Here is a 26,236-nt window from a genome sequence, read left to right on the forward strand (position 1 = left end):
CCCTCCCACTTTCCTCTTCAGCAGTCGTTTTACGTTTTCTAACTGATTTCAACTTATAAAACTAAGTTAATCTTACTCTACAAGACTACTGCTCAATACTATTTTTCTTATCTCATTTTCAAAATGATATACTACAAGAGGCTCAATATCATTATCAAGACAATATATATTTTCCCAAACAATAACATCTATATCATTTTCAGGAATATAAAATTTGATACAAACAAACCCTATTCCTCTACCTCCATGTCCTAAATGCTTGATGGGGTGTTGGTCATGTACCCTCAATCCATAAGCATAGCCAAGAGTATCGTTATCAAAGGCTGCATGTGTTCCCTTATTAGTTGGAATAGTCATTTTGTTATAGAAATCAGTACTCAAAACTTTACCTTTATGTAACTTAGTATCCCACAGGTTCAAATCAGAAACATTTGAAATTATGCCTCCTGCTGGAATAAAACTTTTCCAACTTTCTTTGGTAAAGCCTATACTATCAAAAGCAACAAGACTTACCTCATTACTTTCTAACCAATAACTATTGACTAGTCCTTTATTATCTCCATCAGGCTGATAACAATATGTGTTTGTCATTTTTAATTCTTCAAATAAGCTGTTAGCAAGTTCGGAATATTCTTTTTTAGTAACATGTTCAAGAATATTACCTAACAAACCATACCCTGGGTTGCTGTATCTATATCCCTTACCAGCTTCAAAAAGTAGAGGCTCATTGACATCAATAATTCCAGAAGACATATTTAGTAATTGATGTACAGTTACAGTATCAGCCCAAGTTTGCTCAAGGTTTGGTAAATATATTTTGATTGTGCTTTCTAAATTTATATTTCCTTTTTCCACCTCCTTCAACACAAGAACTGCTGTAATTTGCTTACTATTTGATTGAATTCTGAAATTATCGTTTGAACTAATAGGTGTTTTTTTATCAAAATCAGAATATCCATACGCCTTTTCGTATTTCGTTTCTCCATTCTTTGTAATAAACACAACGCCATTGAATTTTCGTGGTGATGTAGTCAAAATCAGACTATCGATTCTTGCAGAGTAATCGTCCTTTATTTCTTGAATTGATTCTTTAGTAGTAGGTTTGTCATTCTTGCAGCCTGTGATGAGTAAAATTAATGTTAGTAGAAAGTACGTGATATTGTTATTTTTCATATTTTTAAAATGACTTTAAGTAAAATAAATAGTAATCTATCTGTATTATTTTTATTTTCAATTTGCCTGTTTTCTTTCTCTGATATAGCACTACAACTCATCAGAATAAAACTGAAAATGGAAACATATTTTTCATTAGACTCTTTCGTTTATTTTTTATAAAAAATAAATTTTATGATTTCAATGGTACTTTATTCCAAATGTCTAAATATATTTTCCACACTCCTTTTTCTCGTCTCCAAACAATCACATATTTACCTTGCCAAGATGATTCTCTTCCATCTGCGTACTTTGTTTTGCCTTCATAATATCCATAATCATAGGCTTCATTACCATTAATGCGAATCTCACTTTGCGTGATTTTGTGGAATAAAGTTCCAACTCCCTCTGGCAGAGCCCAGTAAGAAATAATAGAATCTCTTCCAGTAAGAATTTTGGTGTTGTTAGGGAATATTTTCGCATCTGATGTATAACAATTAGCAATACCTTCATAATCAGATTTCATTACGTATTCAGAAAATTTACGTGTGTTATCCAAAATTTGGTTGATATGTTTTTGTTTACCAACAAATGTTTGTGCTTGAGAGCTATTCCAACACAAAAATATGATAGATAAAATAAATAAATTTCTCATTGTATTAATTTTTATATTTACTTGTAATTAATTTTATTAATAATTTTGTTTGCAGTTTCCTTGATTAATTGATTTGCCTCAGGAAAACTGGAATTAGTGATAATAGATACTCCAACATTCTGTTTCGGAAATATTATTATCCAGTTTTGACTTCCATAAATTCCACCGTGGTGTTCAATGTAATCATCTACATTACGGTCAATAACCTCCCAATAGTAACCTATCCAAATATTTTCCACATCGTGAAATAACTTCTCATGCGACCTTTTTATGATAGAGTTGTTCTCATTTAGTTGCCATTTTATATAATTCAATAAATCTTCAGAATTTGATTTAATTCGTCCTGCTGCTCCCCATAGCTGTATAGGCTCTTTAAAATTGGGCATCAACTCATTGTTTTCATTATATCCATTAGCAAGAAGTGCTTTTTGTTCATTATTGAGATTAATACAAGTATTGAGCATTTTTGCAGGAATAAAAAGTTTTTCTTTTAAGAGTTCTTCAAATGATTTGCTATAAACAATTTCTAAAATATGGGCGATTAAGTTAGGTGCAATATTAGAATACCCATAATTTTCTCCAGGTTTTTGAGTCAATTTTAAGGACTGAACTTCTAATAATAAATCTTCTTTAGAATAGTTAGTTAATACTTTTTGAGCTTCTTTGTAACTAGTTGAGCTAGGATTCTGATACAATTCTGAAACTCCTCTAATATTTAAAGGTAAGCCACTCGTATGAGTGATTAAATGTTTAATCCTAACAGGTTCTCCGTTATATTGGAGGTTTTGATACCGAGTACCAAGTATGTCATAGATAACGTCGTCTAATTTCAATTTACCTTCTTCTACTGCACTTGCTACAAGATACCCAGTCATTGTTTTTGATACTGATGCTATCTCATAAAGTGTTTTATTTGTTGGTTTATTACCCAGACCTTTATCCATTTCTCCATAGTGTCCGATATAGCTTTCGCCATTGTCAAAAACTGCTATTGATAAAGCATTGAACCTTTTGTCTTCTAAGAAAAATTGAGCTTCTTCATTGACAATATCTGATAATGTCGTTTTTTTAGTATTAGAACTTATTTGATATAACGAGTTCTTATCAACAGCTACATCAGAATCTCTTGACATTGTGTCATATCTACTGGCAAAAGCTAATTGTCCGTTTTTCACGATACCAGTAATTGACTCTACTTTTATGACTTCACTTTTTGAATGAGTATCAAGGTTTTTACAGCATGATATAAATAGGCAAATCGTCGTAATTAAAAATATATGTTTCATAGTTTGTTGTTTTGTTTTAATTATTCTTTGAAATCTCTCTCCAAGAATAGCTTTTATGCACTATTTTCCAAGAACCTTCATATTTGAGAAGAAGAAAATAGTCTGTAAAAGTTCTCCAGTTTGGTACGACAATTTCTGCTTTTGCAATAGCTGCATCTTTTTCGATGTCAATAGAAATAATACGTCCTATTCGGCTTGTCTTTTTTCCTTCTTTCACTCCAGCAATATACTTTTCTCCAGAACGAACCCACAAGGTATCTTCTTCCACAGTATAGAGGTTGAAATCTGGATGAAAGGCTTGTCGTAATCTTTGTGGCTGACCGTTTCCTGTTCCTTCAATGTAATCCATTAGTGTCGCTCTGACCTGCTCCAAATCTGTTTTTGTAGTAGCTGTATTTTCTAGATGTGCTTTGATAGGCTTAATGACTTCTTCTGTTTTTTTCGAATAAAAGACCTTGCTATCATTGTTTGTTGCAACTTTCTTACTTACTTCAATACTTTTTTGAGCAACTACTTTTGAAGATTGAAAATTCTGACCTGTAACTAATCTACCATCTATAACGTAATATGCCTTTGCTCTTTCTCCGTATTTGAATGTACCTCCATTTTTTTCTATTTCTTCTTCAATAATAAAGGGAAAGTTTTGATACAAAAGCGAATTTTGGTTTTCGTATTCTTTTGGATAACCATTAATATTTTTTCCGTTTACCAAATAGCTTCCATCTGAAGTTTTAAGATTTGCAATTCCTGACGTTCCATGACAAACTGCTGCAATCACTCCATTTTGATTATATATTTTCATAGCAACATCCTGAATTTCAGCATTTTGAGGAATGTCAAATGATGGCGCACTTCCTCCTGTAAATAATACTATGTCATACTCAGTAGATTTTATTTCAAGAGGTTTTTTAGTATGAGCTATGGCGTACATAAAATCAGAATTATACAAGGCAGATAGATGTGTGCTATCACTAGGATTTATATACGCTAAAGGTATTTTTCCTCCTTTTGGGCTAACAAAATCTACATGATATCCAGCCTTTTGATATTCAGAATATGCAATTGCTATTTCTGAAAAGCTGTTACCAGTAGTAAGTGTAGTATTTTCTTTCTTTATATGACTTGATGTTACTATCAATACTTTTTTAACTTGCCTTTGGCTTGGCTCACTCCCAGCCGTTTTGCTAATTATTTTCCATCCATCTTCTAACTTTTTTAGAAGAAGCATGTCAATAAATCTCTTTTCAAGACCTGGAATGATTACCTCTAGTTTTGCTGTGGCAATACCTTGAAACCTATCAATAGAAAGTATATTTGTTGTTCTGCCATTGAATTTTCCAGCTTCACTTCTTCCAACAGCTTCTGCATATTTTTCTATGCTTACTACAAAAAGTGGTTCGTTTTCCTTGTCTAGAAACAGCTTTGCTTCTGGAATAAATGCCGATTTCAATTTGTCTGGATAATTATAGGATGTTCCTACTATATAATTTTCAATTACATTTATAATTTTTTCTTCTTCTAGAAGAGTCGTATCGTTTAAGCTTTGTGCCTGTATTTGATACCCAAAGAAAAATAATGTCAAGATTGATAGAATGATTTTTTTCGAAGTCATCTTTATATTGATTAAATTGATAATTGAGATTTTGATGATGACGAGTGAGGAAAATTCTTCCTAAACAATAATTTATGTTTTTAAAATACAGTCAGTAATTGGTTTGATGACTATATTTCCATAATGATATTGTTTAGAATCCACCAAAGGCACTTTCTTTTAAGTAGAAGTACTAGTCAGTTTGAAACTGTTTGGTGCAAGAAATAAGAATTTAAAATCTTTCATTGCGTCAAATAATCTGTTTTTTTAGATTTGTCTTGACACAAAGAAACGTAAGCACGACAAGACATAGGTTTTGATTTATAATTCCGTAGTACAGATTTATAAATCAAGACTATTTTAGGTAAAATGCAGACTGATTATTTTATGATTTTTTTCTTGTAACTTGCTGGTGTAAAACCTGTTATCTTTTTAAAAGTAGAGAAAAATGTAGATTTTGAGTTGAAACCACAATCATAACCAATAGCTTCTAAAGTATGGGTTTGATTTTGAAGCAAGAGCTTTTTGGCAGTTTCAATTCTGTATTCGTTGATGTAAAGTGGGAAACTTTTATTCAAATTATCATTCAGAAATTGTGATAAATGATGAGGTAAAATATTCAATTTTTCTGCTAAATCTGGGAGTTTGAGGTTAGGATCTTTGAATAGTTCTTTTTCTCTAATAATTCTTTCAAGTTTTAATTGTAGTTCTTGAGCTTCCTCTTCGTCTATTTTTTTATTGGCGTATTTTACAGGAGTTTGTATAGGTTTTTCTTCATTGTTATCCTCTAATTTTACAATCTGACTTTCTGTATTTCTCATTTTAGAACGCTTCAAAAACCAAATAAGCCCCAAGACATAAAACACAAACGAAAACGACAACGCACCAACAATATAAGAGGCATACGCCCCAAAAACATAAGCCACCCAGATAATGAATACTCCAAAAAAAATGTTGATTTGCCAGATTTGAGTTTCATCAAGTGCTTTGTCTTTGGAAAATAATTGTTTGATTTCACTTTTCAACTCCCAAGCAGAAAGTAAAATATAGACAAACCATTGTAGATAGATGAGCGAAACAAAATATCCCCAAGTCAAACGGTTTTCTGAATAAGGATAGGAATAGCTAAAAACTAGAATAGTAGCTAACCAAAAAGTTACATGAAGCCACCAGTAATTTCTTTTTACATGATTTTCTTTTTCCTTAGTAGATTTACTAGCTTTTATAAAAAAATACAGAAAAACACCAATTAGTAGGCAAGCAGAAAGTCCAATTTGTCTGAAAATATCAAATAATATTTCATTGAAAAATAGAAATATAGACTTCGTTATCCGAACACTAATCACTAACAGAAGACCACCCAAGAAATAATTTGAGGACTTTTTTTGAGTGAAAAATGTAAAGTAAGCAGCCAATAAAAATCCATTGAATGCGCCTAAAGCACTAAAGAAAAATAGAATTTGTCTTTCTAAACCCATAAATAAACAACTAGAAATGAAGTATTCTTTTAGAAAATGACAATTTACTAAAACAAAAATAGACATTGCCTTTCAAGACAATGTCTATACTATTTTTTATGAAGAATTTTCTACTAAATCCTACCACTTTCCTCATCAGCAGCCGTCTTACGTTTTCTAGCTGATTTTACTTGTTTGCTACCAAAATTATAACTCAAATTGATTCTAAACTGACGGCTTTCCCAGCCACCATTTCCATCAATGACTACATTATCAAATTCTGTCATTCCACGCCAAGGCGAAGTAAACAAAGCATCGTTGAGCGACAAACGAAGAGAAAATTTATCATCTAAAAATTTCTTTTGTAGAGCTAAATTAAGCGAACCCAAACTTTTTGTCTGATACGTTCCTCCCCAAACCGAAGGCGAACTAAACCAACCAGAAACCTCAAATTTAAAATCTTTAGGAAGTGAAAATGTATTCTGTCCATAGCCTGAAACAGTATTTTGAGAAATAGACAAAAAAGCATCAGTTGTTCCTTTGTAAGCACTATGATAAGCATTCAAACTTGTATAAACACTCCACCACTTTGTAACATTAAACGGATAACTCAAAGAAAAACTCCAAACCTCTTGACTAGCTACATTTTGAGTTTGCAAAACACTTCTTCGCTCATCTCTAGCCTGTGTAACTTGTGCAAAAAAATCTTGAACATAGCTATAACTTACCGAAGTATTGAGTGTGTATTTGTAAGTGTGTGAAAGTTTGATATTATCAATATATTGTGGCTGCAAAAAGGCATTTCCTTTGGCAATACTTAGCTCACTTAGCTGTCTTTCAAATGGATTTAGGTTTTGATAATTTGGTCTTTCTATTCTTTTACTATATGTCAGCGCAAAAGAATTTTGACGGTTTGGCTTATAGGTCAGTCCACCACTTGGAAAGAAGTTAGTATAATTTCGCTTTACTCTTTCATTATTTTCTTCCTGTGTGCTGTTTAGCTTTCCATCAGAAACGGTATTTTCTACACGCAAACCAAACTGGAGGTTCATTTTTTTCCATTTTCTGTTATAATTGAAATACGCTGCATTGATATTTTCTGTGTAAAAAAACTGATTACTTTGGTCTGTATTCAAAACAGAATTTCCATCCAAAACATCATAAAACTTAAAAGTATTATCTGTCTTTACTTGCGATGCTTTTACTCCTAAGGCTAGTTTTCCTTTCAAAAAATTCTGTTCATAATCTATTTTTCCTGTCAGAATATCAATCGTAGTTGGCGCTATCATTTCAAAAATTACGCTACTCAAAACTTCTGTTTCATTAGCATTATAATACAAATTTGGCTGGTAGCTATCTGACTTTGCATCATACTTTCCATAATCTAAATCTACATTAAACGAATGCCCTAATGTATCTTCGTAACGGTAATTTAGATTTCCCAAAAGATTATAAAACTCTGAATCGTTTGTATTATCAGCCTTCAAAACTTGCAGTGTTTCGCCTGTGTCTTGTCTTGAAATGGGTGTATCTGTGTCAGTTTCTGAATAATTATCACTCAAATTTGCTGTAACCAAAACGCCAAACGTACTTTTTTCACTTGCGAAAATATCTGTTCCTGCTCTGAAATTATGACTATTTCTATCTCTAAGGGTTTCGGATTGAGCATCAAAAATTAAATCATTTTGTTTTCTATAAAGATTAATAAAACTACCTGTTTTGCCAAGGCGATTACTATAAGTCAGAAATGTATTTGTCTTTTTTGTGCGATTATTCAGCGACAAAGAACTATTCATTCTATGATTTTCCCAAACTGAATAACCAACTCCTACACTTCCATTTGTTCCAAAATTTTTATTTTTCTTTAGCTTAATATTCAAAATCCCTGCGCTTCCTGCTGCATCGTATTTAGAAGACGGTTGCGTAATAATTTCTATACTTTCAATATCAGAAGCCTGTAACGTATTGAGATAGTTGGTAAGAGCTTCGCCCTGCAAAACAGATTGTTTTCCATCAATATAAACTTGTACGCCTGTTTTTCCCTCTACCATTAAGTTGTCGTTATTATCCAAAATCACACTTGGTGCTTTTCTCAAAACTTCTAAAGCTGATGAACCTGTTGCTGCGATTGTTCCTTCTACATTGAAAACTGTTTTGTCTGCAAAAACTTCTACTAACGGTTTTTGAACTTTTACTTCTACGGCTTCCAAAACGTTATTGGATTTCAAAATCAGCTTTCCTAAATCAAGGCTTTCATTTAAAACTTTAATTTTTTGATTAAATTTATCATAACCAACACTAGAAATAGTAATAAAATAATTGCCTTCCGAAATGCCGACCAAACGAAATTTTCCTTCGTCATCGGCTATGGTAGCTTTAGCAAGTGAAGAGTCAGATTGGTTCATTAGCCCAACGGCTGCAAAAGAAATAGGCTCGTTAGTTTCAGATTCTACAATGCCTTTTATAGAATAGCTTTGTGCAAAACCTGATAAAACTAAAAAGTAAAGAGCGAAAATATAAAAAAGTGATTTCATAATAAATAAGTTAAATGTCGTTTGTGAGGACACAAACAACGGCTGTGTTATTGAAAAATGTATGAAACAAATATCTCATTATGAACACTAAGATGCACTCCGTTTCCGATAAGTGGCACTATAAGCTGTTGAAATTAAATCAATAAAACTGGTTTTGTCATTCGTCGGATTATATGGTAATTCATCAGATTATATTTATTATTTTAAGATGGAAGACTTAGCTTTGATAACTTTTTACAACCGTCAACGAGCTTTTCAGCGTCGTTGAGGAATCAAGATTATTATGATACACCAATTACGTTCAAAAAAAATAGCAGGAATTAGACTTGACGAATTAGCTTTTGTAATTGTTTTCTATATTTTTTCTGGGTATAGCTACTATGTTACGCTATGGCTCAACCGTCCAGCAGAACGTCAGAAGATAGAAGATCTTTTTAATTTCTTAGATTTTTTTGATAGTGGTTTGCTCAATTATGGCATCAAACTTATCCTTACTATACCAATTTGGTGGCTTGTCTTTAGAGGTCTGAAAAAACATCCTCTTTGGCTTCGTCTCTCAGTTCATTTGGTGGCTTTACCTATTTTTGCTTTTACTTTTCGATTTTGCTATTACAAAGCCTGTGATTATTTGGGTTTTTATCACTTACAAGGAAACGGGCAGATTTGGGATATTTATATTCCAGCACTTTTCTATATTTTGCAATTCGGGATTTTTCACGCTTATCATTATTATTCTCAAAACCAAAAGCAACTAAAAGAAGAAGCTATTTTAAAAGAAGCAGCTCTACAAAGTGAACTTTCAGCTTTGAAAGCACAACTGAATCCTCATTTTTTATACAATGCTTTTAATACTATAAATGCAGCTATTCCTCCAGAGCAAGAGAAAACAAGACAATTAATTGCAGAACTTTCAGACCTTTTTCGTTATCAATTAAAAGCCTCTCGTCAAGATTTGGTTACAGTAAGTGAGGAATTAGAATTTGTAAAAAGTTATTTAGCGTTGGAGAAAGCTCGTTTCGAAAATCGTTTGGAAGTGGAAATAAATGTAGATAAAACTGTCTTGAATAAAAAAATTCCTCCAATGATTTTGCAGCCTTTGGTAGAGAATGCAGTGAAACATGGAATATCTCCACTAATAGAAGGTGGAAAAGTTGTAGTTGCTATTTATGAAAAAAATGAGAAATTACATTTTGAAATAAGTGATACAGGAATTGGGATTAAAGAAGAAAAAAACACTGTTTTTGAAAAAGGAGTAGGACTAACAAATACAAAGTTACGATTAGAAAAAATGTATAATTCTGAATTAATTGTGGAAGATAATTACCCGAAAGGACTGATAGTTAAATTCGAATTGTAATTTAGTAGATAAAAGGCTCGCTTTTCACAAATTCAATATTTATAAAAATGAACGAATTAAAAAAAGTAGCTGTCATAGACGATGAGGCAGCAGGAAGAAAATTGATAAAAGAGTATTTAGAGAATTATGAAAATTTCTTTGTTGTAGCAGAAGCAAACAATGGCGTTGATGCTGTAAAAGTTATTAATGAATTTAAACCAGATTTGATTTTTTTGGATATTCAAATGCCTGCACTTACTGGCTTTGAAGTATTGCAGCATTTGGAAGAGTTACCAAAAATCATTTTTTCTACGGCTTATGATGAGTATGCCATGCAAGCCTTTGAAGTCAATGCGATTGATTATTTATTGAAACCATATACAGCAAGGCGCTTTGAAGCTGCAATGAATAAGCTCAATTTTTTTCAACCTCAAACGGCTCTTCAACCTCTGACAGAAAATCTGATGATGGAACAAAACTCCTATCCCAAACGCATTTTAGTTCAGCATAATAAAAAACTCATCAATATTTCTACAAAAGAAATCATTTGGATAGAAGCCTACGGAGATTATGCAAAACTTGTAACTGATGAAGGAATTTTTGTAAGCAACTTTGGAATAGGCGTATTAGAACAAAAGCTAAATCCAGAGTTTTTTGTGCGTGTGCATCGCTCTTCGATGATAAATATTCATTTTATAAAGGAAGTCAATAAATATACAAATAGTTATGATGTAGTAATGCAGAATAATGATGTAGTGCGTGTAAGTCGTGGATATATGGAAAACTTGAAAAAATTGATGTTTTGAGAAGACACAAAAAAACTCTTCCTAAACAAATAGAAAGAGCTTTTATGAAATTTGCGTCAAAGAAGAAAGTAGTTCTTATTTTCTAACCAAACGCTTCCATGTATCAGTACGACCAAACATTGAAACACCAATATAACCACGTCCATCTACAATATTTGTATTTTTCTTGTCCATAGTCATTTCAAAGCTATAATCAGAACCATTATTTGGGTCATAGATATTTCCATTTTCCCAAACTAAGTCATTTTCATCTCCTACGAACTCTAAGCCTCTCATATTTGTCAGACCTAATATTTTTTGAGAGCGTTTTGATTCGTCTGGGTTATTTACATCTACACGAGGAGTACCGTCGTCATTGTTTTTTTCTTTTAACCATACAATACGTCCATAGTATTTATCTGGGTCTTGCCCTTTTTTCGTTTCTCCTTTAGAAATACGAATTACAGAACGACCATTACTAGGTCTCCAGTCGCCTAACAAAATATCACCAGGGTTATCTGGCATTGGAGCATAATATTCTGCAGCTGTCCAGCTTGTAAGAACAAATAAAGAAGCAAAAAGAGCAATGAATAAGATATGAAGTTTTTTCATAATGAGTTTTAAAGTTTAAAGTGTTGTCTGAATAGGTTTAGTAAAATTGATATGCAAAGTAATAGTTTTAGCTATTTATCTAGTGAAAATCCAAAAACTATGCCTTTTATATAAATGATTATTTTTCAGCCTTTTTTTTAAGTTAATTCTTTATCAATTAAGGACTTACAAAATTGAGACCAATACGAAAATACATAGGTAAACCTAAACTTCCTACTGAAACTTGATTACCATCATTGCTGCCATCATCCTCCAAATCAAAACGGTAAGCAGGAGCAACACCAGCTTGAATATTCAGACGAATAAAACTAGAAAGTGCTTGGTTAAGCATAATACGACCACGAATTTCAGACTTTCTCAATTCATAATTGTTTGTTGCAAAAAGGTCTGGTGCGCTTGGAGAATTTTGAAGAAGGTAACTTTGTCCTTCTAGCTCATAACCAAAGTTGATTGAAGAGAGCGCAGAGAAATTATAACGAATACCACCACGAGCAGGTAAGAGTAATTCCATTCCCCATTTGCTGTTAAATGTTTTGTTCCAAAGGAAAATAGGAATGTGAAGCAAACGACCACCACGATACGTACGAGTAAGACCAACAGCTATATTTTGGTTATCGCTTTTTTTCCATCCATAAAGAAGAGAAGCTGTATATTTCATCTTTCCAAAGTCTGGCTCAACTTCTCCGAAATCATACGTTCCGAAGGTATAATTTCCATTAAGTGAAGTGGCAGCTTGAAAAATAAGAAAATGCTTTTCATCAAGGGGTTTGAAAGCCAAAACACCCAAAGTAGCTGTACGAAGACCGTTATTATTCAAAGAGACGGCTAGAGGGTCTCTAGTATCTACTTGGTCAAAGTTATAACGACTTTCCCAGTACGAAAAAGTAGCATTCAGAATGATATTACTCTTTGAAACTAAAGGAACATTAGCATCTAAACGAATTCCTTGATTCAGACTGATAGGAGAATTATAACTGAAAGTGCTATCGCTATCATCAGGGTTAGTGGACTCTAATTCTGCACCAAACATAAAGTCATAACTCAAGCCTACGAGTGTAGTTGGGTTTAGATTATTTATTTTATTATTACAGTATTGTTTGATAACTGTATCGTCAGCCTCTTCAAAGCCGTCCATATCAAAGTCTAAATCATCATCAGACTCTATAACGTCGCCTGTATCTACTTGTGCATTTGCAAAGAATGAATTACCAAAAAAGCAAAAGCAACAAAAAAAGGCAATAGCAAAAAAACGGTATCTTTTGTTCATGAAATCAAGGTTTTATAAGGTTTGTGTGTAATTTTGTATATACTATAATAATAGGTAAGCAGAAACTAAACTTTAGAATTGACAAGTTTTCAATTCAATCACTAATATATTAACATTTCTTTAAAAAACGAATATTAAGAATGAAATTTTGAAAAAATATAAATCTTTAAAATAAAATTCTAATAATTGTAGTATAAGTTTGTGATTGTCTCATCTTGCCTATTATTATACATTTTTACTATCAAATATAATAGTATGTCTATTATTTTCACAATATTTCTGACACTTTCTCTAATTTTATTTAATACGCTTGTCGGTGTATATGTAGAGCGTAAAGTTTCTGCCTTTATTCAAGACCGTATTGGCCCTACCGAAACAGGTAAGTTTGGGTTTCTACAAACATTCGCTGATGTCATAAAATTACTTTTCAAAGAAGATATTATTCCTGCTTCTACCAATCGTTTTTTATTTAAGTTTGCTCCTATTTTGGTTTTTGTAGCTGTTTTTGCAGGGTTTTCAATAATTCCATTTACAGCAAACTCTGAAACTAAAATGCCTCTAGGAATTTTGATTTGGATAGGAATTGTAGCCCTAGATGTTATTGGAATTTTGATGGCTGGTTGGGCTTCTTCTAACAAGTTTTCTTTGTATGGTGCTGTTCGTTCACTTGCTCAAATGGTTTCGTACGAGCTTCCTTTAGGTCTTTCTGTTTTGTGTGTTGTCGTTTGGAATGGCTCTTTAGATTTGCAGGAAATTAGCCAAATGCAAGGAATTTTTGCAGAACAAACGACGTATTTATTTGGGATTTCTTTTCTAACTATCGAAACTCAAAATATAGGAGGAGTTTTGTCTTGGAATATTATTTCAATGCCTTTTTTCTTTATCGTTTTTCTGATATTTTTTATCTCTGGTCTTGCACAAGCTAATCGAACGCCATTTGATATTCCAGAAGCTGAATCAGAACTAGTGGCAGGTTTTCAAACGGAATATTCTGGAATGCGTTGGGCATTTTTGATGCTTTCTGAATACGGAATGATGCTTTTGATAGGACTTCTAACAAGCATTTTATTTTTTGGAGGTTGGAATACGCCTTTTCCAAACATAGGAGGTTTTGAGTTAGCAACTTACACAAGTGGAGAATTAGGACATTTTTCTAGTTACTTATGGTCTTTCTTTTGGCTGATGAGCAAAACATTTATTTTTATTCTGATTCAGATGTGGATTCGTTGGAGTTTTCCTCGTTTGCGTGTCGATCAACTGATGAGTATGTGTTGGAAATATTTACTTCCTTTTTCTCTTTTTATGCTTGTTCTGACAGCTTTTTGGAAGGTTTTTTTGTGAGTTTTTCTAGTGCAAGATTTTATCTTGTACTGATTGTTTGGTCAGCATATGCTGAAGAAAAAGAGCTTCCAAGCAAGATGCTTGAACGATATATGTTTAGAGGGAAAAAATAGCTTTTATTTTAACGTGAACTCGGTATTAAAAACAGTCTGAAATATCTCTCTATCTACAAGGAAAGCTACTTTCGGTCTGCTCTAACGAGACTGATCTACTTTTAATCAAGGTCAGCCCGAAAGGGCAGCATCGAAGATTAAAAAGAACAGGCTAACTATATGACAATCAGTAGGTATAATCCCGAGTTCACGTTATTTTAGTATTATAATCGTAATTTAAAATACAGCACAAAAAAAGGCGATTCAAACAGAATCGCCTTTTTGATTTTACATAAAAGTTTGAGATTTTACTCTTTTATGAATTTGATTGTTTCTACTTCACGTCCATTATTTACACTCAAAATATACATTCCTCTTGCCAATTTAGAAATATCAAGAGTTGTATTTTGTTTGTCAAGTGAAGTGCGTATCATTTCCGAGCCTGTAACGCTATACACTACCAATTCAGAATTGATTCCAAAATAACCCAAACGAACATTTAATGAAGAACTTGCAGGATTTGGATAAGCAAGGAAAGCAAAATCCGAATCTGAAGAAATGACATCGTTTTGAGAGGTTACTGAATTAGCTTGTGCTTTATTAAAGTTTGCTTTATTAGCAGAACTAATTACTACTGTATAATCTTCTACTTCTCCATAAGAGAATGTTTCACAAGGAGTAGCATTTGCATTGTATTTCATTGTTACACGCATACGAGTTGCGCCACCTAAAGCAGAAGAAGGAACTGTAAATGAACCACTTATTTGTGTGTTTGTAGAACGACTACGTGAATAAACAGCTTCACCAGCATCATTAAAATCTCCATCTTGATTATAATCAATCCATACGTTATAAGCTTCACTATATGTTCTACCAGCCCACGCAGGATTAATTGTAATTGTATAATTACTTCCTGTTGCAAGTGTCGTAGAAAGGTTTGTGAAATCTGCATAACCACCGTTTGCACCAGAATTATTATCAATAGAACCCAAACGTACACGCTGAATCCATTCATCAGCAACACTATTTCCTTTAGATGCACAATAATTTAGTGCTGGAGGTGCAGAAGTTGTAACAAATACACTTGAAGAATATGCACTACTCACAGAAGAACAATTTGCACGTACTTGAACTTCATAAGCAGTAGATGCTGCTGCACCTGTAATATTAAGAGAGGTAGAAGTGCTATTAAAAGAAGACCAGCTTCCTCCATTAGAGCGTACACGAACATCATAAGAAACTGCACCACTAACTGCTGACCAAGATGCTGTAAATGAACTAGACGTTACTGCCGAAGTAGCCAAGCCAGTAGGAAGACCACAAGAAGGTGTTGAGCTTTTAGGAATATTTACAGAATAATCTTCAACTTCGCCGTATGTGAAAGTTTCACAAGCAGTTTGAGAACCATTATATTTCATAGATACTCTCATACGTGTTGTTCCAGTAGCTGCATTTGAAGGAATATTTAATGTTCCTGAAACAGCAGAACTACTCAACGAACCTGCATCAAAAACTAATTCACCTGCATCTTCAAAGTCTCCATCTTTATTAAAATCAATCCAAATTTTCCAATATTCATTATAAGTGCTTCCAGAAAATCCAGGAGTAAGAGTAAGAGCATTTGCGCTTCCTTGTTCTAAAGTTACAGTTGTAGAAGTTCTATCTACATAACCACCATCGTCTCCACTTGTATTACTGAATGAGCCAATTTGTACACCAGCAATCCATTCATAAGAGCTATCATTTCCTTTTGAAACACAGTAGGTTGGAGTTGTTGTTCCACCAGTTGTAGTAAATGTAGCACTTGAAGAATATGCACTTGAAGAAGCCGAACAGTTTGTACGAACTTGAAATTCGTAGTTTGTATCTGCTGTAAGACCTGTTATGTTACGTGAAGTAGAAGTGTTACCGTTTAAGTTTGTCCAAGTAGATGTTCCAGACTGACGAAAACGAGCATCATAACTTACTGCACCACTTACAGCATTCCAACTGAGTGTAGCTGTTGTATTAGCAATGTTTGAAGAGTTTAATCCACTAGGAACAGCACACGTTGTAGGAGTTGTACCACCCAAATCTGCTCCAGATACGATTAAAGAATATGCCTGTGCACCAGATTGTAAAGAACCTTTATGTGAAACTGTAATTGTATAAGTCTGTCCAGCAACTGGATTAGCAATATATACTTTTTCTACATTATCTCTAAAGTTATCGCCTTTTGTTGCTCCACTATTTGGAGAAGCAGGGTTTAGTATCCAAGGAAAATTTGTACTTCCACCACCTGTTACACGTACATCTAAATCGTTTACAAGCATAATTGCACCATTATCTACTTGATTGCCTGAAACTGGTGTACCTTTAGGGTCTGTCCAACAAACAGTAACTTCTAAAGGAGCAGAACTTGTTGCAGTTACTTGTAAAGAATATGTTCCGTTATTAGCTAATGTTTTTTCGTCAATTACTGAACTTGTTCCTCTGTTTGAGATAAGATTTACAGCTTTTTCAGCATTTAATAATCCCCAACCAAAACGATAATCAGGACCGTCTGCACTACCTGCTTCATCAGCTGTATGAATAGCCAAACCTCTCAAAGTAGCCGAACGCATAAAGTTGCCACTATTTAAGTTTTTGTAATGTTGTTGTACAAGCAATAATGTTCCTGTTACATTAGGACTTGCCATTGAAGTACCTGACTTCGTATTATATGATGTGTTTCCTCCACTTGAGGTAGAATAAACGCTTACACCACAACCCGAAATATCTGGCTTAATACGTCCGTCATCTGTTGGCCCCCAAGAACTAAAACTTGACATATTAACACTATTTGCTCCTGTATAATTTGTTACAGCAGAAACGGCTGCCACAACAAGTGCATTTTTCGAAGTCGCAAACCCAGTTACCAAATCATAACCACCTTTACCAGTATTATAACTTCCTCTATCATTTCCTGCTGCTTTTACAGGAAGAAAATAAGGAGCATTATAAGTAATTTCATCCCACGTAGCAGCTTGGTCGTCATAATAACCAAATTGATAAGTAGAAAGGTATTGCGAGTTATATCCGTAAGAGTGATTTGAAAGAATTAATCCTTCGGCTGCTTGACTTGTTACTTCTGCCTCATCATTATTCCATTCGTTTGCCCAAAGTGTAGATTGATGCGATGCACCCTTAACATTACTATTTACTCCTGCTGCCATCATAGTACCTGCTACGTGTGTAGCGTGGTCATTATTACCGTTAGCAGATGTAAAAGGAACACCATCTTTTTGATTCACTCTACCTCCAAACTCTTGGTGTGTAGCACGAATAGGTCCACCGTCCCACTCCCCTACAATCATTCCTTGTCCGTTCAAATTTAAACCTAAACTTCCACCTGACCAAAGTTTGTCTGCACGTGTAGTTTTAGCTGCATTTAGATTGCTAGAAGTTACATAATATATTGGATTTCCGAATCTATCAATAAATTGTAGTTCGGCTATTCTTCCATCTTTTAATTTTTGAAATACTTTAAGTCCTTTCTTTTTAGCAATCTGAATTGCTTCAGCTTTTCGCTGATTATAAAGTTTGGTTTTGGTTTTAGCAATTTGTTTTAGTTTGACTACGTTCGTTTCTGAAAGAATTTTAGTTCTCTCTTGTTGATTTTGTCCGTAGGCTGTAAAACTAAGCCCTGCTAGTAGGGCAGCTAAACCTATTTTTTTTCTGAGTTGCATAATAATAATTGTGTAAAGGGGTAAAAATGATTGATTAGAGTCTATTTTTTATTAGATAAAGAGTATTTCGTTTTCTACTGATTAGTGTATGAAATACTAACATATTGCAATTATATAGATAAAAAACTTGTAATCCAACATTTTTCTGAACTTTAATTTTGAAAAACGCATTATTTGCAGAATATTAAACGCTATTATTTAACCTTTAGGTATTTATATAACTATTTTATGAATAACCTTATTAGGTTTTTTAGCTGTATTAGCGATACTTTTCTTAAAAAAAACTTTTTACACTCCTAACATTTCTTTGATTACCTTTAAAAAAGCCTTTTAATAAAACTTATCTAGCTATTTTCAAAATAAATTGATATAACTAAAAAAAGATACCTTTAGCATAAAAAAACTTAATAGTATAACTAAAAAACAAAAACTGTTTAACTATCTAACCACAAACATTAATCAAAAGCCTAAATCTTAGATAAATCATTTCAATGTGCTTTTTTTTAAGAAATACAGTTATATTAACTATAAGCTTAGTTTTCATATTGTTTCTAAAAGAATAGCTGAATTATTTACGTTATTACTTTATATTGCGATATTTTAGACAAATTCGGTCGGATAAGAGAGTATCAAATAACTATATCGTAAATTTGGTGTGTAATAAATAAAAAGCACAAGATGTCCATCTATCAAAAAATTGCAGCCATTGGCTCAAAATACATTGGCAAGGATAAACTATTCAAATATGGATTTAATTTATCGCCAATGTATAGGCGCAGTACAGGAAGGCTTACAGAAGTCTCTAAAGATTTACTGCATATAAAAATGAAACTTCCACTAAGTTATAAAAACAGAAATTATGTAAACTCTATCTTTGGAGGAAGTTTATTTTCTGCCGTCGACCCTATTCCGATGGTACAGCTCATCAATATTATTGGAGATGAATATGTTGTTTGGGACAAATCAGCACAAGTATTCTTTAAAAGACCAGCAAAAGAAAATGTCTATGCAGAGTTTACTTATACATTAGAAGAGGTAGAAGAAATAAAAGCAGATGTAGAAAAAAATAATGAAATAGAAATTATCAAAACAACCTTTATCACTAGCAAAGACAAATCAATCGTTTATTGTGAAGTCAGAAAAACTATTTATGTGGCTACAAAGCAGTATTATAGAGAGAAGAGAAAAAGAAGGACAGAACAAAAACGATAACTATATTATTATAAAATACATTTTACAACAATAAGAGTTTCTTTATGAATTTAGTTTTACTTCCTTCTGTCAGACATCTCAAAGGTGTCAGTATAGCTCAAACTAAAGCAAATTATCTGACATGAAGGTGACTGATAAATTGGATTCTTCAAATTACAACTAAAACCATATAGAACCGACAAAATAAATCTTTCTTGGTAAAAATAATCATTCAAACTATGAAACGACTATACTCTACTCTTGTTTTTCTCTTATTTTCTTATTCTACTTTTGGGCAATCATCTTCTATGTTTTCTAAAGAAGCTGTTTTAGAAGATCTAGATTATCTTTATACATCTTTGAAAGATGCTCACTATAATTTGTATGCTTATACTTCCAAAGAAACCTTTGATTCTGCCTACTCATCTATCAAAAATTCTATTCAAAAAGATTCTTTAAGTTTGCTAGAAACCTCAAATTTATATCAAAAACTAGCAGCTTTTGCAAAAAATGGACATACAGGAATTACTTTTCCTATTCAATCGTATGGAGAATATGTCTATGCTGGTGGCACTCTTTTTCCTTTAGAAATTGCTTTTGAAGACAATAAACCTCTAATCCGAAAAAACTGGTCAGACAATCAAAATATAAAAATTGGTTCAGAAGTTTTAAGTATTAATGGAAAATCTATAAATGAAGTTTTAGCCAAAATATATCCACAGATTTCAGCCGAACGTCTGTATTTTAAAAATGTCAAGATAGAATTGCTTTCTTTTCCAAGGTTTTACTGGCAGATGTTTGGAAAACAGGATAGTTTTGAGATTGAAGTAAAAGAAGATGGAAAAACGCAAAAATATACACTCAAAGCAGTAAAAGGAATCGAAGAGTATGAAATGAAGCGAAATGAAATTATCAATCCATCAAGAGAATTGAAATTTATTAAAAAATCGGCTTATCTTCATGTTGGGAATTTTTCAGGAGATGAAAAACTCTATCAGAACTTTATAGATTCAGCCTTTACCGAAATCAAAAAACAGAAAAGTAAAAACCTAATCATAGATATTCGTAATCACGGAGGTGGTGATGATTCTTTTAGTGATTATTTGATTTCCTATTTTGCAAATAAACCTTTTAAATGGAATTCAGAGTTTACACTCAAAACAAGCAAATTTTTGAAAGAGCATACACGACAAAATTTTGATACTACCGAAGTTTACTGGCAAAAAGTCCTCACTAAAAAAGATGGGGAAATATATAAATATGAGTTTGAAGAATATCAACCTCAGACTAAAAAGAAAAGGTTTAAAGGAAAGGTTTATGTTTTGGTAAACAGACAATCACATTCACAGTCAGCCGTAACAGCAGCACAAATACAAGATTATGATTTCGCTACAATTGTAGGCGAAGAAACAGGCGATTATCCTTCATTGTATGCTTCTATTTTTCAGTATTCGTTACCTAACACAAAAATTCCAATCGCTGTTTCGAAGGGGTATATTGTGCGTATCAATGGAAGCAAAAAACAAGAAGGAGTAATTCCAGATATTATAATAAAAGACTATTTATTGGATGAAGATGATGAAATTTTGAATGAATTGTTGAAGAAGATTAATGATAATTAAAAGTATTTTCTGTTTCTACAATGATTCTATTTTCTAAAAAAACAATTCCTTCATCAAAATATAACTTCCCATTATCAATACAAACCAACCAAAAAGAGGTTTTAGTTTTTTTCCATCTATACGCTTTGAGAGTTTCATTCCTACAAAAATTCCTAAAATAGACATAGCAGAAAGCGATAAAAGCAATACCCAATCGGTTTGTAATTGATTTTGGGAAACCAAAAAACCAAAGAAAGAATTGAGTGTGATAATGGTAAGTGATGTTCCGATAGCTTCTTTCATCTCCAAACCTAACAAGAAAACCAAAGCAGGAATAATAATAAATCCACCTCCTGCACCCACCAAACCTGTTATCATACCAACTACCAAACCTTGAATAATTATCATTGGATAATTGAAAGCTTTTTTCTCTACATCTATATTTTGAGGAGCTTCTTTTGAGGCTGTATTTTTAGACATAATCATTTTGTAAGAAGCCAAAATCATCAAGACAGCAAAGAGTGCCATCAAGAAAATTCCTTTTGTCAGAACAAAACTTCCAGCACTAAAAACTTCCTCAGGGATAGCAGGAACTAAATAGTTTCTTGTCAAGAAAACTGAAAAAATAGAGGGAATCCCAAAAACTAAGGCTGTTTTCATTCTGACCAAACCTTGCTTAAAATAATTGAATGCACCTACACTACTTGTTAGTCCGACCACAAAAAGTGAGTATGCCGTCGCCACCACAGGCTCAATACTAAACAAATATACCAAAACTGGAACAGTCAGAATACTTCCTCCTCCTCCAATCAGACCAAGTGAAACACCAATAAAAATAGCCGAAAAATAACCTATAAATTCTATCATAATCGTAAAAAGTAAAGTCTTTTTTCTTACAAAGAAGAGGAATTTAAAATTTTATATCAGCTACTTTTGTTACAGAATCGTATTTTTTCCACTTAATTCTACTACTTTATTATTTTCAAGCTATTTGAGAAGCCTTAAAGCAATACTTATAACTGGTTTATTTATTGAATTTTTGTTTTAAATAGAACAGTATTTGATGTTTTTAATAAACCCAATGGATAATGTATTTGTAATGCAATAAAATTTAAAGGCAACTCATAACAAAGCTACTAATAAAAAAACCGAATAATTTGCTTTAGACAGACTATTCGGTTTCTTTAATTTTGAGTTTCATTTCAAATTACAAACTAGCTAATTATTAAGTGAGTTGTAATTGTGTAAACCCTCCATCAGCAATAATTTCTGTACCTAACATATAAGAGGAATCTTCAGAAGCTAAAAATAAAGCTGCTTTAGCTATTTCCTCTGGCTGTCCGATACGTTTCATTGGGTTTTGAGAAGCTAGAGCATGAATCATTCCCTGTACTTGCTCTGCTGAAAGACCTGGCATATTTAAGATAGGTGTTTGTGTAACCCCTGGACTAACCATATTAACACGGATTTTGCGTTGGAGTAATTCAGCACTAAATGTTCGGGTAAGTGAACGTAATCCAGCCTTACTTGAAGCATAGGCACTTAATGAATGTTGCCCTATTTGATTAGAAATAGAACCTGTAAATACAATCGCTCCCCCGTCATTCATCTCTGAAAGAGCTGCTTGTACTAAAAAGTAAGGTCCTTTCAGATTAATAGCAAACACTTCATCGTACATTTCTTCTGTCATTTGCTCAATAGGAGCTGCCTTAGCAATACCCGAATTAATATGTAACACATCTATTTTTCCGAAGGCTTTTACCGTTTCATTTACAAGAGCCTGACGGTCAGTAGCGACTGAAATATCAGCTTTTATACTGCGTACTTTATCACTTCCAAGCTCTTCACACGCTTTATCTAACTTCTCTTTTGTGCGTCCACTAATCATGACTTTTGCACCTTCTGCTAAAAATAAACGAGCTGCAGCTAATCCGATACCACTGCCTCCACCTGTAACAATACAAACTTTATCTTGAAATCTAGACATAATGAATAATTAAATGGTTATTTGTTTATTAGGATAAAAGTATAAAATCCAATATATAAAATATTTAAACACTAACTGAAAAATCATTTTTTTTTCATAAAAAATATTCAAAAAGTAATATATAAAACTCTCAAGCAGTATTGTCCTAAATGCTATAAATCAGTTACATTATTATTATTATTTAAAAAAAAATAACTATATTTAGAATCAAACCTGAAGTTATGATAAGGATAATGTCCTATTCTATCTTGTGTTTAAAAAAACATCATAATTATTCAACTATAAAAATACACTATCATGGAAATCTACAAAAGCGACTATCAAACCATCAACTTTGATGAATCTAAATCTTTACTCTCAAAATCTTGGACTTCAAAAACTGAAGATCTTGAAACAGATACCTTTCGCAAAGAGGTAAATAAAATAGCAGAGTGTGCTGAAGAACAAAATGCAAAATATATATTAGATGATACACGAAGCTTTGCTTTTACTATCACTATTGAGCTACAAAGTTGGGTAGATAATGAGGTTTTTCCTCGTTTTATAGCAGCAGGGTTAAAAAAATATGCTATCATTGTATCCAAAGAATTTATTGCACAGCTTTCTATCGAACAAACTATGGAGGGTGATAAAGGGACTCAGACTTTTGAGGTACAGTACTTTGACAATACAGAAGAAGCACATAATTGGATATTAAACCGATTATCTTCTAATGTAACTGCTGAATAATTTGTGAAAGGTAAATATATCTTCACTCAAGCTTTGTCAGTAGTTTTTTATGGTAATCAAGAATCACTCTGACAAAGCTTTGTACAAAAAGCATCTTTTTAATGATTGATAGTCTTCTAAAAGTACCATCATAATTAAAAGAGAATAGAAATTATTTAATTTACTGATTTTAGAATCGTAATTTTATTTCTGCCAAGTTCTACCACTCCATTATTTTCAAGCTGTTTTAAAAGCCTTGAAACTACGACTCTAGCAGTAGCAAGTTCGTTGGCTAAATGTTCGTGTGTAGTAGAGATGGTTTTTGAGCCTGTTAGTTCTACTTTTTTCTGTAAAAGATGTAAAAGTCGTTCATCCACTTTCTTAAAAGCCATTGCATTGACAACATCCAAAAGCTCCTCAAAACGCTTGTGATACAACCTAAAAATATAATCCAGCCATTCAGGATATTCTTTTATAAAAAGCATTACTTTATCAATCGGTAAAAACAAAATTTCAGCATCTTCTTCTACCTCTGCACGCACTTTACTAGATTCATTGTGCATTCCTCCCAAAAAAGACATAATACAGCTTTCTCCAGATTTGATATAATAAAGGAAAATTTCCCTACCATCTTCTTCTGTTCTGATAACACGAATACTTCCCTTTGCAATAATTGGAATAGAGCGAATAGATGATTCTTCTTCCAAAATAACATCTCCTGCATCGTAATTTTTGATGATACTATTGTCATAGAGTTTTTGAGTGAGTTCTGGCGAAGTTTTGAACTCTGTAAAAGTTTGAAGCATAGTTTACTTATAAGTTAAAATTGATGTTTTGGTAAAGATAAAATCTATTTCAAGTTCTTTTGTTTTGTAAAAGCTGAGGTATTTTTCATCAAAAAACTAAAAAAATATTCAAATTACACATTCCTAGATAACTAAAGTGCAATTTATTATAAATATAATTTAATAAAAATGTATATTTCACTAAAAATACCCCAAATGCCCTATTGTCAGTTTTTGTAGTCCCCACTACTTTTGTGATAAATAATTACAGAAAAAATCACTGTTCTTTTTATAAATTCATTTATCTCAAAATAAAACGGCAATGCAAAAATTTCTTTTTATCAGTTTATTATTTATCGGACTTTCTACTTTTTTTGCTAACAATGCAGCAGCTCAAAACACAGTAAGACTTCAATCAGAAGCTAGTGTTACTATTGAAGGAATCTATATCCATTTTTTGAATGGTTGGAGTGGAAATGTAATGCCAGAATTAGGACAAGATTACTTAATGCCAAATAATAGTATAGATATTCCTCTTTCAAATGGTGGACGTTGTGAAATCAAATTATGGGATGGCGAAAACATCTATTTCTTAGTCCTTAACATTGATGAGTACGATAACATTACTTATGTTACTATTACAGACGACCTGTTAAGAAGATCTATTTCTAACTAAATCAATCCTACTTTCTAAAAAAGTGACTTGGTAACTAAAATTATCAAGTCCTTAAAACTTATTATTCAAAATTTTACTACGTGATGAAATATTCAAAAAATATACTACTTCTTCTTTTATTATTTATTCCTCTTTTTGTTCAAGCAAAAGATATTAGTGGTACGTATCTCTGCCACAATATGTATGTTGCAAGTACAGAAATAGCTCAACGTCCAGATGGCTCAATCAAGCTTGAAATGAAGTTTTTTTATAACGGAATTGATATGAATGACATCAGTACAACCTTAGCACCTATCAATAATGAAAAAACAATTTTTGAAACTGTAGAAAATACTAAATATCCTTTACACATAATTATTAGCGACGGTACAGCGGAGTTATATGTCTTAAATGAAGCTAGAGCTATTCAAGATTATTTTTTGCTATGTCAAGACAAAAAACTTTTGAAGAATCTAATGAAAGAAAAAGGTCTCAAAAGTAAGGCACAACAAAAAATGACTTTACTGAAAAATGAAGAGTATCAAAGTGAGTATAGCTCAAAACCTGCTATTTTTATTGCCTCTAACCCAACTTCAGATTTTCACGCCAAAAATGCAGGAAAAGTAGTTTTCTTTTCAGAAAAGCCAGAAATAGGTAAGGAAGATATGTCTAAAATTAAGACAAAATTCACACTTGGAGATCAAATTTGGGCTGTGGCTTATTTTCCTGTGGCTCTTGAAAAACTACCTCGTCTGATGGATACCAATAGAAAGAACTTTTTAGAAGTTGGTTTCTTTGATTATACCAAAAACCTAACTGAAGAAGAAAGAACTATCGGAAGTCAGTCTGTATTGGCATTAGATGAAGAGATGAGAAAACAAAACTACTTTATCTTTCAAGTTATTCCAACGACAGGCAAGTACAATAATATAGATATACAGAATACAGTTTGGATAGTCAATAAATTAAAGACCTTAGGAGCATTCAACCATACTATCAAAATGACAATGGGAGATGACTATGATTATGATGATAGTGTAAATGATTATCAACCTTATTATGAAAATCTATTTTCTGGAACTTTTGAACTGGATATGAGTGATAAAGAAGCCGTAGCAAAATGGAGTAAAGCACTAAATGATAGTGAGTTTGAATCAAGAGAAATGCCTAATGTGCCAAGAGCTCCAGCTAGTTTTGAGGCTGATATTATCGCAAGACTAAATGGTCTGAATGAGAGAAGAGGCTGGGACAGAAAGTGGATAAAAGTATTGAATGATGGTGCTTGGAACTGGATGACTAGAAGAGATGACTATGGATTTATTACTGAAAGATATGCTGGCTTCATAGGTGTTTTTGAAGATAAAAAAGGCTGTGGATATATACAACTTACCCTCAAGCAAAAGTACATAGATAACGGTCAGTTTGAAGAAAAAATGTACTGGGATTATGAAGGTAGAGCATATTACCTTTCTTGTGAAAAAGCAAAATAAAGCA

General features: G+C 32.5%; 20 protein-coding genes. 8 read left to right on the plus strand and 12 right to left on the minus strand.

The genetic code is table 11. The annotated features are described in order from the left end of the window. Positions 1–72: 72 nt before the first annotated feature. From WAF17_RS11520 to WAF17_RS11545, 6 genes are all read right to left on the minus strand, one after another. Complete coding sequence (locus tag WAF17_RS11520) at positions 73–1,173, minus strand: serine hydrolase domain-containing protein (protein ID WP_338759327.1); 1,101 nt, start codon at positions 1,171–1,173, stop codon at positions 73–75. A gap of 172 nt (positions 1,174–1,345) precedes the next feature. Then, the gene (locus WAF17_RS11525) at positions 1,346–1,807 is read right to left on the minus strand and encodes a DUF4440 domain-containing protein (RefSeq protein ID WP_338759330.1); all 462 of its coding nucleotides are present in this window, start codon (positions 1,805–1,807) and stop codon (positions 1,346–1,348) included. A 17-nt stretch (positions 1,808–1,824) separates the two neighbouring features. Next, positions 1,825–3,093, minus strand: coding sequence for a serine hydrolase domain-containing protein (locus WAF17_RS11530; RefSeq protein WP_338759333.1), 1,269 nt, complete (start codon positions 3,091–3,093; stop codon positions 1,825–1,827). Positions 3,094–3,109: 16 nt separating this feature from the next. Further along, positions 3,110–4,705: a nuclear transport factor 2 family protein gene (locus WAF17_RS11535; protein ID WP_338759336.1), complete on the minus strand. Its 1,596-nt coding sequence runs from the start codon at positions 4,703–4,705 to the stop codon at positions 3,110–3,112. Positions 4,706–5,064: 359 nt separating this feature from the next. Further along, positions 5,065–6,162, minus strand: a complete 1,098-nt coding sequence (locus WAF17_RS11540; protein ID WP_338759339.1) for a helix-turn-helix domain-containing protein — start codon at positions 6,160–6,162, stop codon at positions 5,065–5,067. A gap of 113 nt (positions 6,163–6,275) precedes the next feature. Further along, a complete protein-coding gene (locus tag WAF17_RS11545) occupies positions 6,276–8,675 on the minus strand; it encodes an outer membrane beta-barrel family protein (protein ID WP_338759342.1) in 2,400 nt (799 codons plus the stop codon). Positions 8,676–8,958: 283 nt separating this feature from the next. On the opposite strand from WAF17_RS11545, the gene WAF17_RS11550 reads away from it, so the two are divergent. Then, positions 8,959–10,032 carry a histidine kinase gene (locus tag WAF17_RS11550; RefSeq protein ID WP_338759344.1) on the plus strand — a complete coding sequence of 358 codons (1,074 nt, stop codon included), beginning with the start codon at positions 8,959–8,961 and terminating at the stop codon, positions 10,030–10,032. Between the two features lie 47 nt (positions 10,033–10,079). After that, positions 10,080–10,817, plus strand: a complete 738-nt coding sequence (locus WAF17_RS11555) for a response regulator (RefSeq protein WP_338759346.1) — start codon at positions 10,080–10,082, stop codon at positions 10,815–10,817. Positions 10,818–10,892: 75 nt separating this feature from the next. Here WAF17_RS11555 and WAF17_RS11560 read toward each other — a convergent pair whose 3' ends face one another. Together WAF17_RS11560 and WAF17_RS11565 are read right to left on the minus strand one after the other, a co-directional pair. After that, positions 10,893–11,408 (minus strand): DUF2147 domain-containing protein, encoded by a 516-nt coding sequence (locus WAF17_RS11560; RefSeq protein ID WP_338759348.1) that lies wholly within the window; start codon positions 11,406–11,408, stop codon positions 10,893–10,895. A gap of 157 nt (positions 11,409–11,565) precedes the next feature. Further along, a complete protein-coding gene (locus WAF17_RS11565) occupies positions 11,566–12,675 on the minus strand; it encodes a hypothetical protein (RefSeq protein WP_338759351.1) in 1,110 nt (369 codons plus the stop codon). 255 nt (positions 12,676–12,930) lie between these two features. Here WAF17_RS11565 and WAF17_RS11570 point away from each other — a divergent pair, with 255 nt between their 5' ends. Further along, complete coding sequence (locus WAF17_RS11570; RefSeq protein ID WP_338759354.1) at positions 12,931–14,016, plus strand: complex I subunit 1 family protein; 1,086 nt, start codon at positions 12,931–12,933, stop codon at positions 14,014–14,016. A gap of 400 nt (positions 14,017–14,416) precedes the next feature. Here WAF17_RS11570 and WAF17_RS11575 read toward each other — a convergent pair whose 3' ends face one another. After that, positions 14,417–17,815, minus strand: coding sequence for a GEVED domain-containing protein (locus WAF17_RS11575; protein WP_338759356.1), 3,399 nt, complete (start codon positions 17,813–17,815; stop codon positions 14,417–14,419). 678 nt (positions 17,816–18,493) lie between these two features. Between WAF17_RS11575 and WAF17_RS11580 the strand changes: the two genes are divergently transcribed. Further along, the gene (locus WAF17_RS11580) at positions 18,494–19,027 is read left to right on the plus strand and encodes a DUF4442 domain-containing protein (RefSeq protein ID WP_338759359.1); all 534 of its coding nucleotides are present in this window, start codon (positions 18,494–18,496) and stop codon (positions 19,025–19,027) included. 218 nt (positions 19,028–19,245) lie between these two features. Beyond that, entirely contained in the window at positions 19,246–20,628 is a 1,383-nt protein-coding gene (locus WAF17_RS11585; RefSeq protein WP_338759362.1) for a S41 family peptidase, read from the plus strand. A gap of 33 nt (positions 20,629–20,661) precedes the next feature. On the opposite strand, the gene WAF17_RS11590 is transcribed toward WAF17_RS11585, so the two are convergent. Both WAF17_RS11590 and WAF17_RS11595 read right to left on the minus strand, forming a co-directional pair. Further along, positions 20,662–21,474, minus strand: coding sequence for a sulfite exporter TauE/SafE family protein (locus tag WAF17_RS11590; RefSeq protein WP_338759366.1), 813 nt, complete (start codon positions 21,472–21,474; stop codon positions 20,662–20,664). A 358-nt stretch (positions 21,475–21,832) separates the two neighbouring features. After that, positions 21,833–22,594: an SDR family oxidoreductase gene (locus tag WAF17_RS11595; RefSeq protein WP_338759369.1), complete on the minus strand. Its 762-nt coding sequence runs from the start codon at positions 22,592–22,594 to the stop codon at positions 21,833–21,835. Between the two features lie 297 nt (positions 22,595–22,891). Between WAF17_RS11595 and WAF17_RS11600 the strand changes: the two genes are divergently transcribed. After that, complete coding sequence (locus WAF17_RS11600; RefSeq protein ID WP_338759374.1) at positions 22,892–23,323, plus strand: hypothetical protein; 432 nt, start codon at positions 22,892–22,894, stop codon at positions 23,321–23,323. A 155-nt stretch (positions 23,324–23,478) separates the two neighbouring features. Here the strand turns inward: WAF17_RS11600 and WAF17_RS11605 are convergent, their stop codons facing one another. Next, positions 23,479–24,108: a Crp/Fnr family transcriptional regulator gene (locus WAF17_RS11605; protein WP_338759377.1), complete on the minus strand. Its 630-nt coding sequence runs from the start codon at positions 24,106–24,108 to the stop codon at positions 23,479–23,481. A 301-nt stretch (positions 24,109–24,409) separates the two neighbouring features. Here WAF17_RS11605 and WAF17_RS11610 point away from each other — a divergent pair, with 301 nt between their 5' ends. Then, a complete protein-coding gene (locus WAF17_RS11610; protein ID WP_338759380.1) occupies positions 24,410–24,763 on the plus strand; it encodes a hypothetical protein in 354 nt (117 codons plus the stop codon). Between the two features lie 83 nt (positions 24,764–24,846). Continuing rightward, the gene (locus WAF17_RS11615; protein ID WP_338759383.1) at positions 24,847–26,232 is read left to right on the plus strand and encodes a hypothetical protein; all 1,386 of its coding nucleotides are present in this window, start codon (positions 24,847–24,849) and stop codon (positions 26,230–26,232) included. Positions 26,233–26,236: the final 4 nt, after the last annotated feature.

The organism is Bernardetia sp. ABR2-2B (assembly GCF_037126435.1).
Lineage (GTDB): Bacteria > Bacteroidota > Bacteroidia > Cytophagales > Bernardetiaceae > Bernardetia.

Excerpts from the sequence above, each read along its gene's own strand:
- WAF17_RS11520 (WP_338759327.1), bottom strand. The coding sequence starts at position 1,173 with ATGAAAAATAACAATATCACGTACTTTCTACTAACATTAATTTTACTC.
- WAF17_RS11525 (WP_338759330.1), bottom strand. The coding sequence starts at position 1,807 with ATGAGAAATTTATTTATTTTATCTATCATATTTTTGTGTTGGAATAGC.
- WAF17_RS11530 (WP_338759333.1), bottom strand. The coding sequence starts at position 3,093 with ATGAAACATATATTTTTAATTACGACGATTTGCCTATTTATATCATGC.
- WAF17_RS11535 (WP_338759336.1), bottom strand. The coding sequence starts at position 4,705 with ATGACTTCGAAAAAAATCATTCTATCAATCTTGACATTATTTTTCTTT.
- WAF17_RS11540 (WP_338759339.1), bottom strand. The coding sequence starts at position 6,162 with ATGGGTTTAGAAAGACAAATTCTATTTTTCTTTAGTGCTTTAGGCGCA.
- WAF17_RS11545 (WP_338759342.1), bottom strand. The coding sequence starts at position 8,675 with ATGAAATCACTTTTTTATATTTTCGCTCTTTACTTTTTAGTTTTATCA.
- WAF17_RS11550 (WP_338759344.1), top strand. The coding sequence starts at position 8,959 with ATGATACACCAATTACGTTCAAAAAAAATAGCAGGAATTAGACTTGAC.
- WAF17_RS11555 (WP_338759346.1), top strand. The coding sequence starts at position 10,080 with ATGAACGAATTAAAAAAAGTAGCTGTCATAGACGATGAGGCAGCAGGA.
- WAF17_RS11560 (WP_338759348.1), bottom strand. The coding sequence starts at position 11,408 with ATGAAAAAACTTCATATCTTATTCATTGCTCTTTTTGCTTCTTTATTT.
- WAF17_RS11565 (WP_338759351.1), bottom strand. The coding sequence starts at position 12,675 with ATGAACAAAAGATACCGTTTTTTTGCTATTGCCTTTTTTTGTTGCTTT.
- WAF17_RS11570 (WP_338759354.1), top strand. The coding sequence starts at position 12,931 with ATGTCTATTATTTTCACAATATTTCTGACACTTTCTCTAATTTTATTT.
- WAF17_RS11575 (WP_338759356.1), bottom strand. The coding sequence starts at position 17,815 with ATGCAACTCAGAAAAAAAATAGGTTTAGCTGCCCTACTAGCAGGGCTT.
- WAF17_RS11580 (WP_338759359.1), top strand. The coding sequence starts at position 18,494 with ATGTCCATCTATCAAAAAATTGCAGCCATTGGCTCAAAATACATTGGC.
- WAF17_RS11585 (WP_338759362.1), top strand. The coding sequence starts at position 19,246 with ATGAAACGACTATACTCTACTCTTGTTTTTCTCTTATTTTCTTATTCT.
- WAF17_RS11590 (WP_338759366.1), bottom strand. The coding sequence starts at position 21,474 with ATGATAGAATTTATAGGTTATTTTTCGGCTATTTTTATTGGTGTTTCA.
- WAF17_RS11595 (WP_338759369.1), bottom strand. The coding sequence starts at position 22,594 with ATGTCTAGATTTCAAGATAAAGTTTGTATTGTTACAGGTGGAGGCAGT.
- WAF17_RS11600 (WP_338759374.1), top strand. The coding sequence starts at position 22,892 with ATGGAAATCTACAAAAGCGACTATCAAACCATCAACTTTGATGAATCT.
- WAF17_RS11605 (WP_338759377.1), bottom strand. The coding sequence starts at position 24,108 with ATGCTTCAAACTTTTACAGAGTTCAAAACTTCGCCAGAACTCACTCAA.
- WAF17_RS11610 (WP_338759380.1), top strand. The coding sequence starts at position 24,410 with ATGCAAAAATTTCTTTTTATCAGTTTATTATTTATCGGACTTTCTACT.
- WAF17_RS11615 (WP_338759383.1), top strand. The coding sequence starts at position 24,847 with ATGAAATATTCAAAAAATATACTACTTCTTCTTTTATTATTTATTCCT.